The organism is Ekhidna sp. (genome assembly GCF_965227465.1).
Classification (GTDB): domain Bacteria; phylum Bacteroidota; class Bacteroidia; order Cytophagales; family Cyclobacteriaceae; genus Ekhidna.
The window spans coordinates 3,944,086-3,959,560 of the sequence record NZ_OZ245746.1; the positions used below are offsets into that span (position 1 = coordinate 3,944,086).

The following is a 15,475-nucleotide window of genomic DNA, read 5'->3' on the forward strand; positions in this document are numbered from 1 at the left end:
ATATGATCGCAGTAGTATCCCCCGCTAAAAATCTTGATTTTAAGACCCCATATCAAGCAAAACCTACCCAACCAAGGCTGATGGAGTGTACACAGGAACTCATCCATGTACTTAGAAAAAAATCAACAGACGAGGTAAAGGACTTAATGAGTATCAGCAAGCAGCTTGCAGGCTTGAACGTACACAGGTATAAGGAATTTGACTTTGAGCATACAGAAGAAAATGCTAAACCGGCAGCCCTGGCATTTAATGGAGATGTATATCAGGGATTGAAGGCAGAGACTTTTGATGAGAAGAAAATGGATTTTGCTCAAAAGCATTTTCGCATTCTTTCTGGTCTGTATGGACTGCTGAGACCTTTGGACCTCATTCAACCCTATCGATTGGAGATGGGAACGAAGCTCGCTTTTGATGACCACAAGACACTCTATGAATATTGGGATCGAAAAATCTTGGATTTGTTGGTTGATGATCTGAAAGCTCAGGGAGATGATATCATTCTAAACCTTGCATCAAATGAATACTTCAAATCTGTTGATAAGAAGGACATGCCAGTTAGAGTGATTGATGTTGAATTCAAACATTTCAAAAATGACAAGTACAAGATCATCTCTTTTTATGCCAAGAAAGCACGTGGCATGATGTCTCGATTCATGATCGAAAACCAAATTACTGACCCTGGTGACCTGAGAGGCTTTGACTATGAAGGCTACTACTTTGATGAAAAAGAATCATCAGAAAACAAACTCGCTTTCAAACGAGAGAGCAAGAAATAAAAAAACCACCAAAAAAGGTGGTTCTAGTCGGGATGACTAGATTCGAACTAGCGACCTCCCGCACCCTAAGCGGGTACTCTAACCGGACTGAGCCACATCCCGAACGAAGACAAAATTAATTTCATTGCTGCATCCAACCAAACAGCTCCATTAGCCATGCGACACCTAAATGGATGAAAATACCACCCCAAATGTTTCGGCTATAATAGGAAATGATTCCGAGCACATATCCGCCAAAAATAGAGCTGATGGTTTCTCCAACCGGCTTTCCAAAATGTAAGAAAGCATACGTCACAACCATGGGTAAAACGGCATATCCGCCCAGTGTTCGTGTGAAAGCAAAAATGAGAAACCCTCTGAATATCAACTCCACAGAGATGAAATTACTGCCATAACAGAATTCGTAAATAGCTACCAGCCAGCCTTCCGAAAGATCAGGATGCGCCTTTAAATAAAGATTCGCTCCAGAACCCCGATATCGTGGATAGAAGTCTTGAATGTCTCCAATGAAAGAACCGATCCCGATAAAAACGGCAGCAATCCCAAGGAGGATCAAATAAGGCTTGGGATCAAACTTTTTCCAGCTAAGTCCATAGAAGTTTTTGATTTCATCTCTTTCCAGAAATGGATAAAGGATTAATAATGGTATAACAGCCAGGATGAGACTTGAAGCCCAGTGAACGCAGCGAATGACAAAATAGAACTCTAGTCTTGGGAGTTCTTTTATCCATTCATCAAATCCGTAGAAAGATCTATCCAACGCCAATAGTCCAAAACCAATGACGAATTTTACCCAATAGCTTTTGCTCGTGAGCCAGTCTTTCTTTTTTCCAAAGAGGAAAAGAATAAGGCAGACGATAAAAAATGGTAATCCATGAAATAGAAACATCCATAACCACTTTATGGGCTCGCCGCTATATGAGTCAATGACTCCATCCTCAAAATCGTATTTATAGTTTAGAATGATGCAAATGGTGCAAAATGCCAGGATGGTTAAGTATAGCTTCCAATCAAAATGGGCTTTTTGATAATCTTTTAAGTACTGAAGAACTTTCTTCATCGGTCGGTTTATGATCTTAGAAAACCTAAATTAGAAGAATCGATTAAAAGCTGACTATATCAATGTGTTTAATTGCTTTTGCATATAAGGCTCACCCCAAATTCAAATTCATCCTGACAGCTAATCGAGATGAGTTTTATGATCGTCCGACGGCTATTGCTCAGTGGTGGGAAGATCACTCTGAAATTCTCGGAGGCAGAGATTTGCAAGCTTTGGGAACCTGGATGGCCATTCATAAAAATGGCCGCTTTGCTGCTGTTACCAATTATCGAGACATCAAGAACATTAAGACAGATGTAAGATCGAGAGGGGACCTGCCAGTCAATTTCTTATTATCAGAAGATCTTCCATCAAAATATTCGAGTGCAATTGGCCGGGATGGAGATCAATACAATGGCTTTAACCTTCTCACGCTTGATGAGGAGCTGGCTCATGTGAGCAATTATAACCAAGGTGTGAATATGCTTGAACCGGGTATTTATGGCCTAAGCAACGCTTTGCTGGATACTCCTTGGCCAAAGGTTCAACAGGCAAAGAGTGATTTGAATGGGCTTATAAAGCAGGCTTTTAGGCTGGAAGACCTTATTTCTATTCTGCAAAACACAGATGTGGCCGCAGATGATGATTTGCCCGAGACTGGTTTAGACTATGTTCGGGAAAAGGCGCTATCTGCGATGTGTATAAGAACGCCCGGATATGGGACATGCTGTTCAACGGCGATTACCATTGATTACGAAGGACAGGTTTCGTTTATGGAAAAAAGTTATGCAGTTGGAGATCGGTCAGAGGGGACAGTATCTTTTGAATTTCAAATTGAAAGGTGATGCAGGATCATTACAGGAAACTGGAGCGAATGTATCTGTCTGCGAATATCAATCAGGACCTGTTTGATACGACCACCATAAAAATTGCTGATAGAAGCTCAGAAATCGGATTGACGATCGATCAAAAATATTTTCATGCATTGGGAGCCATTCATGGGTCAGTTTACTTTAAGCTATTAGACGATGCAGCTTTTTTTGCTGTCAATTCAATAGTTACTGATGTTTTTGTATTGACTAAATCATTTGAATTGGAGTTCAAGAGACCGGTAAACAAGGGTCAATTAAAATCTGTAGGTACCATTGTGGAGTCAAAGGCTGATTCATTTATTGCGGAAGCAAAACTCTACAATGAAGTTGGGAAAATAGTGGCGCATGGGTCCGGAACGTTTGTAAAAAGTAAGGTTGCATTAACACCTGAAATAGGATATCAATGAATAGATTCAAGAAATATTTTGGACCCAGCACTCTTGTAACTGCGGCATTTATTGGCCCGGGAACATTAACTGTATGCACCATCAGTGGCGCAAATTTTGGATACACACTCTTGTGGGTGCTTTTGTTTGCCACCATTGCTACGATTATTCTGCAGGAGATGACTGCCAGGTTGGGGTTAATTACTCAAAATGGGCTAGGAGAAGCCATCAGGTCACAGATTGCAAATCCTATAGCGAAAGCAAGTGCCATCATTTTGGTCTTCACCGCGATAATAGTTGGAAATGCGGCTTATGAGGCTGGCAACATTTCTGGTGCAGTATTAGGCATATCCGGAATTTTTGGCACTAAGATTCCATGGGCTTTATTTATCGGGGTTATTTCTTTTGGAATTTTATTCATCGGGAGAGTCAAAATAATTGAGCGAATTTTGATCGCGCTCGTCATTTTGATGAGTATTGTTTTTATTATCACTGCTATTTTGGTTAAACCTGATTTTTCTGCCATTTTGAGTGGTTTTTTCATCCCTTCACTGACAGACAAAAACCAATTAGCCATTCTTGGATTGATAGGAACCACAATAGTCCCGTACAACTTGTTTCTGCAGGCCTCATCAGTAAGTCAAAAGTGGAAAAAAGCGGAGGACTTGAAAGATTTGCAAAAAGAAAATGGTGTTGCCATTGGGCTGGGAGGATTGATATCTATGGCGATTGTCATTGCAAGTGCAGCTACCATTTTTGGTAAAGGAGTTTCTGGAATTAATGAAATGGCATTGCAGCTAGAACCATTACTCGGAAGCTGGGCGAAGTACTTTCTGGCTATTGGTTTATTTGCTGCCGGCATTAGCTCATCCATTACTGCACCACTGGCAGCTGCATATACAGCCCGTGGAATTTTTGGATGGGATTCAAATTTTAAGAGCTTAAGATTCAGGGCAGTATGGATATTTATTCTGATGACGGGCACCCTATTTTCCATGTTGGGATATAAGCCAATCGAAGTGATTCAGGTTGCTCAGGTAGCTAATGGGATTCTCCTTCCGATAATCGTTTTCTTCCTGATTTACCTCTGTAATAAAAGGTTATTACTAAATGATTACGTAAATAAAAACTGGCAAAATGCGCTGGCAGCAATAGTTATTTTAGTAAGCATAATCATTGGCTTTCGAAGTTTAAATAGTGTTTTTAACTTTCTCTAATGCACGTATCCATTGACCTTAATGCGGATTTAGGAGAACATCCCGGCACCACTCAGGATGAACAAATCATGCCGTTTATTTCCTCTTGCAATATTGCCTGTGGAGGCCATATTGGAGATGAATTTTCGGTCAGACAGACCATCCGATTAGCTAAACAACATGAGGTAGCAATAGGTGCACACCCGTCTTATCCGGATAGGGAAAATTTTGGACGGAAAATTATAAGCATTCAGCCTGGAGACCTGGCTGAAAGTATATCCGAACAAATCCTTTTGGTAAAAAGAATATGTGAGGAGGAAGGGGTTGTGCTACATCATGTAAAGCCTCATGGTGCCCTGTATAATCATGCAGCTGCTGATCGTTTTATATCTGAATTGATTTTGAATGTTCTGAAGGATGTTACGCCTGGCATTTTTTGGATGGGACTGGCAAGGTCAGTTTCTAAAGAAACAGCTGAAAAAAAAGGATATCCTTTTATTGCTGAAGGATTTGCAGATCGGAAATATGAATCAGACGGGTCCCTTCGGTCACGATCATTAGCCGGCGCTGTTTTAAGTCGCGATGAAGTAATTGATCAGGTGCAGGAATTAGTCCTTAATAAAAGAGTAAAAGTAGAAAATTGGATGAAACTGGAGATTCAGTCTATTTGCCTGCATGGCGATACCGTCGGAGCTGTAACTTTAGCAAAAGAAATTAACCAAACCCTTGTTAGAAAAGGAGTCGATATCACTGCAGTTTAATAGCATTTCCTGGGAAGCCTGCCTGCTGGGAGAACAGGTGGTTTTACTTTCCTGTGATGTTGGAATACCTATTGAAAAAATTCATCAAAGTGTTCAAATAATAGAAAATACACTGGAAGGTGACCTTCATGATATTGTTCCAACGTATCATTCAATCGCGGTTTTCTCCAATTTAGCGTTGAGCAATTTGATTTCCAGACTGGAAGGTAAAAACATGACGCTCTCTATCAATAAAAAGGCTCAAAAGACCCTTGAGATACCTATTTGCTATGAGTTTGGAACTGACCTGGATCGGGTTTCCAATGAAAATCAACTTACAAAAAATGATGTGATTGATTTCCACTTGCAAGGGACCTATAGGGCGCTATTTTTCGGATTTACTCCAGGATTCATTTATGCAGATGGGTTGAGTGAAAAACTATATTGCCCGAGGTTAGAAACTCCCAGAAACAGAGTTGCTAAAGGGTCAGTTGGAATTGCCGGAAATCAAACCGGAATTTATTCCTTAGCGAGTCCGGGCGGGTGGAATATCATTGGAAGAACCCCTGTAAAACTGCTAGATATTGAGCAACAACATTCAAACTTCATTAATCTTGGGGCGACCTATCGATTTTTTCAGATTAATAAATCAGCTTTCGATTCATGGGACGACTAAAGGTGATCAAATCAGGGCCACTTGCTACCATTCAGGATTTTGGGAGGTTTGGTCATCGACGGTATGGCATACCACAGAGTGGGGCGATGGATACTAGGATGATGAAATTAGCCAATGAAATGGTTGGCAATCCCGACCATTTTCCTGTTGTTGAATTTGCCCTGATGGGATTGAGACTCGAAGTACTTGAAAGCATGGCATTATCAGCGGTAGGAGCGTCGCTAAAATTAAACGGTTTGCCGGCGGACATGAGTGTGATAATTGCAAAGCAGGGAGATGTCGTTGAAATTTCTGCACCTGAACAGGTTTACGCTTATGTGGGAGTGGCGGGCAAAATCGAAGCTCAAGCCCATTTTGGAAGTGTTTCTACTTACCTGATGGCAGGGTTTGGTGGGATTAGTGGAAGATCTTTGAAATCAGGAGATGAATTAGTTTCTGAGGGAGCCTCACTTACCATTCGGAATGTAGAAAATAGTGAGAGAAAGATTGAAAGCCCTGTGATCATCCATGTTATCAAAGGACCAGAATGGGACATCTTGCAGGATGACATTCAAGAAAAAAGTTTTGAAGTACATCCCTCAAGTAATCGAATGGGGATCAGACTCAAAGGGAATAAGCTAAGCAGTAATTACAGGGAAATAGCAACTTCTGCCGTGATCACAGGCACCATTCAATTACCATCAGATGGTCAGCCCATTGTTTTAATGAATGACTGCCAGACAACCGGCGGTTATCCCCGAATTGGAAAAGTTGTGGATGAAGATTTGGGAAGGCTTGCGCAGGTAAGGGCTGGGGATAATATTCAATTCAAGCTTATTAGCAATTAATTTGGGCATATAGATACGCTAAAGGAGTTCATTTATCGCATCCGCCAACATTCCTGCGGCTTTTTCATTTTTTCTAAACCACATTTCCGGTTCTACCAGCTCCAACTCGGAGATTGCTGGGTTTCCATTATTATCATTGACGATATCGACACGTGCGTATAGCGGTTTACCTTCACAAGCTCTTACTGCAGCAACTGCCAGATCAATTTCTTTTTTTGTGGGCTGATAGTCTTGGACCGTCCCTCCAAAATCATCCTGAACTCGAAAATCTCCCAGTTTAGCCTTTTTCAATACTGCATGCGTGTATTCATCTCCGATCATCATAAGGGAGAGCTCCCCTCTTTTAATAACATCTTCCTGAAATGGCTGAAGCATCATGGACTCATCTTTTACCAGGTACGTGTAGCGATCTTCATAATCGCTCAATGATTCAAGATTTAGCTTAAAAGTATCTTTAGCAGCAGCAGAAATAGTAGGTTTTAACACTGTTTTTTCCCAACCTAATTCTGAGTGAAGTTCAAGAAGTGTTCGCTTGTCTCCGGGCTCAATGAAATAGGTTTCCACTACATTAATACCTTGTTCTTTAAGGTCTAAAAGGTAATGCTTGTCCAGGTTCCAGATAATGGTCTCATAGTCATTAATCAATTTCGTTTTCATGGAAACCTCCATCAACCAATCACTAAATGCGGTAAATTTTTCCGCATAATCCCAGGTAGTTCTAAAGAGAGCGATCTTCGTTTGCGTCCAATCAAACGTAGTGTCGGACCAGGCTACTTTTTTGGCTTTGAGGCCTAAGTTCTGAAGTGCCTCAACCACAAGCCAATCCTCTCTCATGACATTGTCAATGTATTCGCTACGTTCTTTTGGATTCACGTAGCGCTCATCGGTCAATATAATTACATCATACATGTGCTAACTGGTCTTTTAAAGTGGTTAATCCTTCTTCAAAGCTAACAGGTTCGTATCCCAAAACTCTCCTTGCTTTGTCCAGGATAAATCCGGTCTTTGCCGGTCGTTTGGCAGGTTGAGTAAAAATGGAACCATCTACCTCCTCGATATACGATTTATCCAGTTGGAAGAAATCCGCTGTGGCGACTGCCATATCATAAGGTGTTAGGAGTTCTTTTCCGGAAATATTGAATACACCCTCTGCTCTTTTTTCGGCAATTAAAGCGCACCCTTTAGCTAAATCTTCTGCAAGTGTTGGGGTTCTCCATTGATCATTGATCACTTTGATGTGCTTCTTTTCTTCCAAACTTTTCTTGACCCAAAGAATGATGTTCGATCGACTCATGTCATGAACGACACCATACACCAGCATCGTTCTTACAACAGCACTTGGCAGACCACTCGCCTGAAGTAGTTTTTCAGACTCAAGTTTGCTTACTGCATATTTGCTTAGTGGGTTAGGCGAGTCTTCTTCTGTGTACGGTCCATTTTCTCCGTCGAAGATAAAGTCGGTTGATAGGTGAATGAGAAAACTGTTTGTTGTTTTGCAGGCATCAACCAGATAGGAGACAGCATCGACATTTAGTTTCCAGCATGCTTCCGGGTTAAGCTCACACTCATCTACGTGAGTCATCGCTGCGGTATTGATCACAAAATCGGGCTGATGCTTTTTTATAATGTCCATTACCTCATCCGGGGAGGTAATATCCATTTGTTCATACGAGTGAGACCCACTACAATTTCTATCAGCTCCTTTCCCAGTAGCAATTACCTGAGTATTTGAGTCATTAGCATAAAGCTGAACTAGTTTTTGACCCAGCAGTCCATTCGCTCCAGTAATTAGAATTTTAGTCATTCCTCCTCGTATGCGTATCCGTACTTTTCGGTGATCTCTTTTTTCTTCATTTCTATGACTTCCATGGTAACATAGACCGGATCGACTGGAGTTGACATTTCACCAGAAGCAGGATTTCGTGTTGTTTTAATACCTGCAATCTTATCAATTACATCTAGTCCTTCAACCACTTTTCCAAAGACGGTGTACTCACCATCGAGGGGAGCATACCCTCCTTTTCCCTGGTAATCCTCTGGAAATTGGGAAGTGTCCACACTTAAATCAATACCATATTTCTCTTCGACTAAACCTTTATTGGCAAGTGCCAGATCGTTCATGCCTTTATTATCTCTATTTCGAGCCAATTTTTGAAACTGCTTTAACAGATCGCCATATGCGGTATCTTGAAGTAACTCACCCATCTTTTGATTTAGGAGTCTCACATTGGTAGACATGACTTCCCAAGGCATACCATCAACAATATAAAACTGGGTAGATGATGACATTTTCTCCGGATTCATATTGTCAGGCTGACGTGCGGCAGCTAAGGCTCCTTTGACATGATAGTACCCTTCAACTATTTCGGCCGGTACTCGATCTTCTTCCTTTTCCTGTACACCTTCCTTTTCTGCTACATTACCTCCTTGAATCATGAAGCCTTCTATTACACGGTGAAAGTTTGTGCTATCATATCTTCCGGACTTAGCAAGTTCGAGGAAGTTCTTTTTGTGTAGCGGAGTTTCATCATAAAGCAATACAGTCATATCACCGTATTCTGTCTTTATTTTGACCAGATAGTCTTTGTTCTTGTCCCCACACGCAGCAGCAGTGGCAATTATTAATAAGCTAATGAGTATTTTTTTCATTTTCCGTCAATTTTCGATTGTAAAAGTATGAAACGAGGGCCATACTTCAAGAGTAGGATTAAATGTTATAGGGCGGATTTAATACCCTCAAGGACTTTTTTACCACCGCTTTGAAGTATTTCTTCAGCTAAAGAAGTTCCTAATTCTTCTGGGTTTGCACCAAACATGGTCCGCTTAATTAATTCCTTTCCATCCAGGCTGGCAATGCCTCCTTTGAGTTGAATTTGACCATCTGACTCCATCTCCGCATGTCCAAAAACGGGGATACTACAACCTCCATCCATTCGCCGGAGAAAGGCTCTTTCAGTTAAAAGCATTTTTTCAGTCAGCGGATGGTTGGTAGCACTTTTAATTTTGGCAGCAACTTCTTTATCAAGTTTAGAGTGAACTTCAATGGCCACAGAGCCCTGTCCCACAGGAGGGATGAATCGATCTGTATCAAACCAGTATTTTACCAGATTATCATAATCCATTCGGCGAACACCGGCGTATGCCAGCACCAGTCCATCCATAATTCCGGTTTTCATTTTCGCTAATCGAGTCTGAAGGTTCCCTCTTACATCTACAGTTGTGATGTGAGGATAGTAATGTTTTAGCATGGCTATTCTTCGTGTACTCGAGGTTCCCAAGATCAGTTTCGGATCATTCAAATCTATTTCCTTATCAGAGACTATCACATCGTCAGGGGTCTCTCTTTCACAAAAGGCAAGCACGCTAAATCCATCGGGTAGTTTGGATTGAAGATCTTTTGCACTATGCACAGCAATATCTATCTGTCCCCGCCTAAGCATAGACTCAAGCTCCTCAGTAAAAACCCCTTTACTGCCTATTTTGGATAAGGCTACATTTTGAATTTTATCACCTTTGGTTTCTATAGGCATCAATTGAGGCTGAAAACCTGCGGCATCCAGCAAATCAGCCACGTAGTTTGCCTGCCACATGGCAAGTTTGCTTTTACGAGTTCCTATTTTAATGATCTTACGCTCCATTCAACTCTTTTTCTTCGATTCGTATGATAGATTTTTTTTGGATACATCAACGATGAATTTGTTTGTCAATATTTTCCTACCGATTAAAAGTGGGTTCTTCATTTCGCTTCTATCCGTTAGCGAAATAGAGGCCATATAATTTTTGTTGAAAACTCTCATACGGGTTTTGATGACATATCTTTTCTGAGCTTTCCCATTAGAACTTTTGACGATTTTTTGTGCCCAATCTTTGGTAGCATATTCCTTATAGCCAGTATCCGTATGGATCGTGAAATACAGCACTCCTGATTCCTCATGTACCTTTTTGCAGTGTAATGATGAGCGATATGCTCCGGTATCAATTTTTGCGTGGATGTTTTTCACTCCCAAATCTGGCAAGTCTATCACATCTAATCGACCGATTACTTGTTTTTCTTTTTTAGCCATTCAATACCCTAATGATATCCAGAGATAAATTTAAATGAGTTATGCGAGGGTTTGAATTTCTTTCCAGGTGAATAAATGCCTCATTTAGCAGTGTGTATACATTCTCAAGCTTGCTAATGCCCAACTTTTCCGCATACTTTTCAATAAATGCGGATTCAGCCTCACTTTGAGTCGGAGGCGTTTGACCGGATGCAGATACAATCGCATTTCGAATTAACGAAATCGAAAAATTTAGCGTTGTTTTCTGCGGAGCTTTTCCAGACTTTGAAAATTCCTCACTTCTATGGACCAGCGCAGATAAGTGTCGATTCCAGCACTCCAGCATCCATTTTTGAAAATCTTCATACTCATGGGACTCTCCTATTTCAGCTATTTGAAGTGCTTGTCCAAGTTTGCCTTCGGAGAGTTTAGCTGCATGATCGGCTTTAGTATTCTCTACACCCTTTTCTATTAAATAGCTTTTGATTTCTTCAAGATTATTTGGAGGCACATTTACAAATTGAGTCCTGGAAGTAATGGTCGCCAGCAAATTATCATAATTGTATGAGACAAGTAGGTATAAAGTCTTCTCTGGTGGCTCCTCGAGGATCTTTAGAATGGCATTTGCTGAACTTGGATTCATCAATTCGGGCATCCAAATCAAGAGAATTTTGTATCCACCTTCTACAGATCGCATACTTACATTTTTTAGCATCTGCCTGCTGTCTTCTCTGCTTATAAGTAGGTTTTTATTTTCTTGTCCGTATTTTTTTGTCCATCGTTCCAAATCTCCAAAAGGGGATTCAATCACAAACTCCCTAAAACGTGGAAGAGCCTCTGCCAGAACTTTGTCGTACTTACTTTCAGCCGCTGAAATTTTCGGAAAATGCAGGTGTATATCGGGATGAACTAATTTTTTTATGCGGACACAATTAGGACATGAACCACAAGAATCTTCATCCTTGTTTTCACACATCAGATAGCTAGCATAAGCCATCGCCATCGCCAGAACAGCGGTACCGGGTCTTCCAGCAAATAGCTGAGCATGAGCAACTTTCCCTCTCTTGTGAGCGGACACAAGCTGTTTCTTTAATTCTTCAAGTCCTGGTATATCTGAAAACTGCATGAATGGCTATTTCTCCCACACCCTGTTTTCGGATGTAATTTCAAAGATATGCGAAAGCATAGCTTTGTCAGCTTCCGTAAGTTCTTTGTTTCTACGGCTCATCACTAATTCTGCGGTCTCAAATGCTTTTCTCGACTGATAGGTAGTAAAGCCAGATGATCCACCCCAAGCGAAAGAGGGGATAATGGTTCTGGGGAATCCATCGCCAAAAATATTCGCGGAAACACCAACCGTAGTGCCGGTATTAAACATCGTATTGATTCCGCATTTGGAGTGATCCCCCATAATTAGTCCGCAGAATTGTAATCCTGTATCCTTGAATCTACCTGTGGCAAAATCCCACATTTTCACATTTGCATAATTATTCTTGAGGTTAGAATTATTTGTGTCAGCGCCCAGGTTACACCATTCTCCTATTACAGAGTTTCCCAAAAAACCTTCATGACCCTTGTTAGTATATCCAAGGATGACTGAATTAGATACTTCTCCTCCTACTTTAGCATATGGACCTATTGTTGTATCTCCCTTGATTTTGGCTCCCATGTTTACAACGGAGTATTCACACAAAGCAAATGGCCCTCTAATTAAAGACCCTTCCTGTACTTCAGCATCCTTCCCTATGTAAATGGGTCCGTTTTCTGCGTTAAGTATAGCAGCTTTGATCTTGGCGCCCTTTTCAACAAATATTTGCTCTCCATATGTTTTTGTATGAGGATCAGTTATCACTTCTGAAGAGTGGTTCTTTATCAGAAGATCATAATCCTGCTGGATCTCACTACCATTAAGCTGAAAAATATTCCATGGATAAGAAATCTGGCGAAGGTTTTCAATCTCCAATACTTTTCTATTTCCTACTTTAAAATGTTCATCAGCATCGAAATAGCCAGCTATGAGTTGATCCTGAAAAACCAGCGCCTCATCATCTTTTAAGGACTGAATAGAGCGAACCAAGTCTGATGTTGGTAGAATATTCCCAAGAATTGTGAGGGATTTACTAGATGGAGCTTTGAACAGATCTTGTAAATAGCTTTGAGACCGAAAGAAAACTCGTTCACATGATAACGCCTTAATCCATTTTTCATGCACTTTGAATATTCCTACACGGACATCTGCCACTGGGCGAGTGTAGCTTAGTGGTAGCATTTGCTTCCAGCTTTCTTCGGTATCTATGAAGGTGACTTGCATAAATCAAACTTAGCTTGTTTTCAGAAAAGGGCACAAAAAAAGTCTTCGAGACATCTCGAAGACTTTTGAAAATTCTTTACGTAAGAAATTACTTCTTCTTGTATTTTTTGTTGAATTTCTCTACTCGACCAGCAGTATCCAAGAAAATTTTCTTTCCTGTATAGAATGGGTGTGAAGCAGAACTAACTTCTACTTTGATTACTGGGTATTCATTCCCGTCCTCCCACTTGATGGTCTCCTTAGAAGTCATTGTTGATTTTGTAAGGAATTTGAATTCACTTGTTGTATCAAGAAAAACAACTTCTTTGTACTCAGGATGTATGTCTTTTTTCATCGCTATCTATCTCTTTTTCAAAAAGGATGGCAAAGATAGCGATTATTTTATCTTCTTCAAACCCATTCATTCAACTAAAATGGAATATGTTTGATTTATGAGAAAAACACTTTGCATTCTTAGTCTTCTCAGCACCAATATTTTATGGGCGCAATCTACCGATTTTACACTAGGACACGCGGCGTATCAAGTCGTTGAGATGCAGGATATTCGATCCACCCTAGGCTTTAATACGACAATTAAGCCTTTTTCCAGGAAATCGGTGTATCATTTAATAGACTCTGATGCAGGACTGTTTATGAAAAAGGAACTTAAGGAGTACACATCCGACTCTTCCAGGTCTAGCGTTCCTGTATTAGGAAGATTTTTTAGGTATCCGGCAGATCTCATTTTTTACGAAGATGAAAAACTCGATTTACATATTAATCCGGTGCTCCAATGGTCATATGGAAAAACAAATGATGCATTAGGATCAACCTTTGTAAATAGCAGAGGTATAGAGGTGAGAGGAAGAATAGATAAGAAAGTAGCTTTTTACACCATGCTAACGGAGAATCAGGCCAGATATCCCGAGTATGTCAATAATGTACGTGATAGCACCTTAGTGGTGCCATACGAGGGGTTTTGGAAGCAATACGCAACCACCGGTGTTGATTTTTTTAGAGCTCAGGGGTACGTTGATTTTGGCTTGACACCAAGTATTTCAGCTCAATTGGGATTTGGAAAGCATTTTGTTGGAAACGGTGTTCGATCGCTCATTCTTTCCGATTATTCGAACAATTATCCTTATCTCAGAATAAACACTACAACGAAGGTATTTGACTATACCAACATTTTTGCTGAACTGATATCAGGAGTTCAGGGAGGCACTTTTGGGCTACTCGGAGTAGGTTCTTTTGAAAAGAAATACATGGCGTTTCATCATCTAAATATGAAGATTAAACCAAATCTGCATATTGGTTTATTCGAATCGGTGATGTATGGTGATTCAACGGGGGGGTTAAAAGTTGAATATTTAAATCCTGTCATATTGTACCGTGCTGTAGAACAACAAAATGGAAGTGATGATAATGCATTAATTGGGTTGGATTTCAAATGGAATATTAGAAACCGTGTATCACTCTATGGACAGCTGGTTATTGATGAAATGATTATCAGTGAAGTCTTTGCTGGAGACGGCTGGTGGGGGAATAAGCAAGGCTTTCAACTTGGAGCCAAATATGTTGATCCTTTTGGTTTAGAAAACGTAATTGTCCAAGGGGAGATCAACAGAGTACGTCCCTATATGTATGCGCACGAAGATGGCTTCACTAATTATAGTCACTACAACTTAGCGCTCGCTCATCCTTTGGGTGCCAACTTTACAGAGTACATCGCCAGAGCGAATTATCGCTTAAGTGACCGCTGGAATTTTGAAGGCATGCTGCTACTTGCCAGCTATGGAAATGATATAGGAGATATCAACTTCGGAAGGGATATTTTAAAAAATTACATTGATCGGAGGCCTGATGGGAATGGTGGAAGTTTAGAATATGGAAACGATCACTTGCAAGGAAATAAAACTGACCTGATGATGGCATTTTTCCGCGCTAGCTATATGTGGAAGCACAATTTTTTTGTTGATGGAGAGATCACTTTACGAAGCGAGAAGGATACAAGTGAAAGAATTGATCAGTCTACAAATGTGTTGGGTTTATCGTTGCGTTGGAATATGCCATCCAGAAGATATTTGTTTTAATAGGGTACGTTGTTAGTTAGATGGTTCTATAACGAATCGCACACAAGAAAACATCTATATTAAAAAAGTTTAAAAGTTTCATAACTTTCCGCCTCACTCAAAAACTCTATGCAAAGGTTCAAACTCATTTTCCACATTATGTATGTTGTGATCGCCTTGGTCATCATGTATTTTTCATTGGACATTTTGCTTAATACTGAGCAGTATTTATCAAAAATCAAGTTGTCGTCCTATATTAAATTTCCCAGGTATGTAATGGGACTGTTTCTTTTCCTTTCCATTTTAATGGTTATTGAGTTTACCATGCAGCAGCTCAAAATCCGAAGCATTAAGGGGGGCATTGATGACCTGAAGGACGAGATTGTTGAATTGAAAGCTAAGCTCTACGATAAATCTCAGGAAGAGCCGGAATCAGAAATAGCTGTGGAGGAGGACGAAGAAGAAGAGGATGAAGGATAAATAAAATATCATACCACGGTCGATTCACTTAATTTAATATTTAGTAATTCATATATTAGACGAATTATAAAGATCAGA

At 40.3% G+C, this 15,475-nt stretch carries 18 protein-coding genes and 1 tRNA gene; 9 read left to right on the top strand and 10 right to left on the bottom strand.

Annotation, left to right across the window (positions count from 1 at the left end; translation table 11 throughout):
• Positions 1-2: 2 nt before the first annotated feature.
• Positions 3-776: a peroxide stress protein YaaA gene (gene yaaA, locus ACO05G_RS17365; protein WP_421763883.1), complete on the top strand. Its 774-nt coding sequence runs from the start codon at positions 3-5 to the stop codon at positions 774-776.
• A 27-nt stretch (positions 777-803) separates the two neighbouring features.
• Here the strand turns inward: yaaA and ACO05G_RS17370 are convergent.
• Positions 804-878: transfer RNA gene (locus ACO05G_RS17370), tRNA-Pro, on the bottom strand.
• Between the two features lie 19 nt (positions 879-897).
• Entirely contained in the window at positions 898-1,836 is a 939-nt protein-coding gene (locus tag ACO05G_RS17375; RefSeq protein ID WP_421763884.1) for a CPBP family intramembrane glutamic endopeptidase, read from the bottom strand.
• A 62-nt stretch (positions 1,837-1,898) separates the two neighbouring features.
• Here ACO05G_RS17375 and ACO05G_RS17380 point away from each other — a divergent pair, with 62 nt between their 5' ends.
• From ACO05G_RS17380 to ACO05G_RS17405, 6 genes are read left to right on the top strand one after another with little or no spacing between them, the layout of a single operon-like run.
• A complete protein-coding gene (locus ACO05G_RS17380) occupies positions 1,899-2,660 on the top strand; it encodes an NRDE family protein (RefSeq protein WP_421763885.1) in 762 nt (253 codons plus the stop codon).
• Positions 2,660-3,094: a PaaI family thioesterase gene (locus ACO05G_RS17385; RefSeq protein ID WP_421763886.1), complete on the top strand. Its 435-nt coding sequence runs from the start codon at positions 2,660-2,662 to the stop codon at positions 3,092-3,094. Before ACO05G_RS17380 ends, ACO05G_RS17385 begins: the two co-directional genes overlap by 1 nt.
• On the top strand, positions 3,091-4,290 hold the full coding sequence (locus tag ACO05G_RS17390; RefSeq protein ID WP_421763887.1) for an Nramp family divalent metal transporter: 1,200 nt from the start codon (positions 3,091-3,093) through the stop codon (positions 4,288-4,290). The genes ACO05G_RS17385 and ACO05G_RS17390 overlap by 4 nt, the downstream gene beginning before the upstream one ends.
• Entirely contained in the window at positions 4,290-5,030 is a 741-nt protein-coding gene (gene pxpA, locus ACO05G_RS17395; RefSeq protein WP_421763888.1) for a 5-oxoprolinase subunit PxpA, read from the top strand. Before ACO05G_RS17390 ends, pxpA begins: the two co-directional genes overlap by 1 nt.
• Entirely contained in the window at positions 4,996-5,685 is a 690-nt protein-coding gene (locus ACO05G_RS17400; RefSeq protein ID WP_421763889.1) for a 5-oxoprolinase subunit B family protein, read from the top strand. The genes pxpA and ACO05G_RS17400 overlap by 35 nt, the downstream gene beginning before the upstream one ends.
• Positions 5,673-6,512 carry a biotin-dependent carboxyltransferase family protein gene (locus ACO05G_RS17405; RefSeq protein ID WP_421763890.1) on the top strand — a complete coding sequence of 280 codons (840 nt, stop codon included), beginning with the start codon at positions 5,673-5,675 and terminating at the stop codon, positions 6,510-6,512. Before ACO05G_RS17400 ends, ACO05G_RS17405 begins: the two co-directional genes overlap by 13 nt.
• A gap of 18 nt (positions 6,513-6,530) precedes the next feature.
• Here the strand turns inward: ACO05G_RS17405 and ACO05G_RS17410 are convergent, their stop codons facing one another.
• The 8 genes from ACO05G_RS17410 to ACO05G_RS17445 form a co-directional block, all read right to left on the bottom strand.
• On the bottom strand, positions 6,531-7,421 hold the full coding sequence (locus ACO05G_RS17410) for an ATP-grasp domain-containing protein (RefSeq protein ID WP_421763891.1): 891 nt from the start codon (positions 7,419-7,421) through the stop codon (positions 6,531-6,533).
• Entirely contained in the window at positions 7,414-8,316 is a 903-nt protein-coding gene (locus ACO05G_RS17415; RefSeq protein WP_421763892.1) for an SDR family oxidoreductase, read from the bottom strand. The genes ACO05G_RS17410 and ACO05G_RS17415 overlap by 8 nt, the downstream gene beginning before the upstream one ends.
• Positions 8,313-9,161, bottom strand: coding sequence for a peptidylprolyl isomerase (locus ACO05G_RS17420; protein WP_421763893.1), 849 nt, complete (start codon positions 9,159-9,161; stop codon positions 8,313-8,315). Before ACO05G_RS17420 ends, ACO05G_RS17415 begins: the two co-directional genes overlap by 4 nt.
• Positions 9,162-9,226: 65 nt before the next feature.
• Complete coding sequence (gene hemC, locus ACO05G_RS17425) at positions 9,227-10,150, bottom strand: hydroxymethylbilane synthase (protein ID WP_421763894.1); 924 nt, start codon at positions 10,148-10,150, stop codon at positions 9,227-9,229.
• On the bottom strand, positions 10,151-10,576 hold the full coding sequence (locus ACO05G_RS17430) for an ATP-dependent zinc protease (protein ID WP_348283186.1): 426 nt from the start codon (positions 10,574-10,576) through the stop codon (positions 10,151-10,153).
• Positions 10,569-11,681, bottom strand: a complete 1,113-nt coding sequence (locus tag ACO05G_RS17435; RefSeq protein WP_421763895.1) for an ATP-binding protein — start codon at positions 11,679-11,681, stop codon at positions 10,569-10,571. Before ACO05G_RS17435 ends, ACO05G_RS17430 begins: the two co-directional genes overlap by 8 nt.
• Positions 11,682-11,687: 6 nt before the next feature.
• A complete protein-coding gene (locus ACO05G_RS17440) occupies positions 11,688-12,866 on the bottom strand; it encodes a GlmU family protein (RefSeq protein ID WP_421763896.1) in 1,179 nt (392 codons plus the stop codon).
• Positions 12,867-12,954: 88 nt separating this feature from the next.
• Positions 12,955-13,200, bottom strand: a complete 246-nt coding sequence (locus tag ACO05G_RS17445) for a type B 50S ribosomal protein L31 (protein ID WP_089355172.1) — start codon at positions 13,198-13,200, stop codon at positions 12,955-12,957.
• A gap of 97 nt (positions 13,201-13,297) precedes the next feature.
• On the opposite strand from ACO05G_RS17445, the gene ACO05G_RS17450 reads away from it, so the two are divergent.
• Together ACO05G_RS17450 and ACO05G_RS17455 are read left to right on the top strand one after the other, a co-directional pair.
• Positions 13,298-14,938: a hypothetical protein gene (locus tag ACO05G_RS17450; RefSeq protein ID WP_421763897.1), complete on the top strand. Its 1,641-nt coding sequence runs from the start codon at positions 13,298-13,300 to the stop codon at positions 14,936-14,938.
• A 108-nt stretch (positions 14,939-15,046) separates the two neighbouring features.
• Complete coding sequence (locus ACO05G_RS17455; protein WP_421763898.1) at positions 15,047-15,397, top strand: hypothetical protein; 351 nt, start codon at positions 15,047-15,049, stop codon at positions 15,395-15,397.
• The last annotated feature ends 78 nt before the right edge of the window (positions 15,398-15,475 follow it).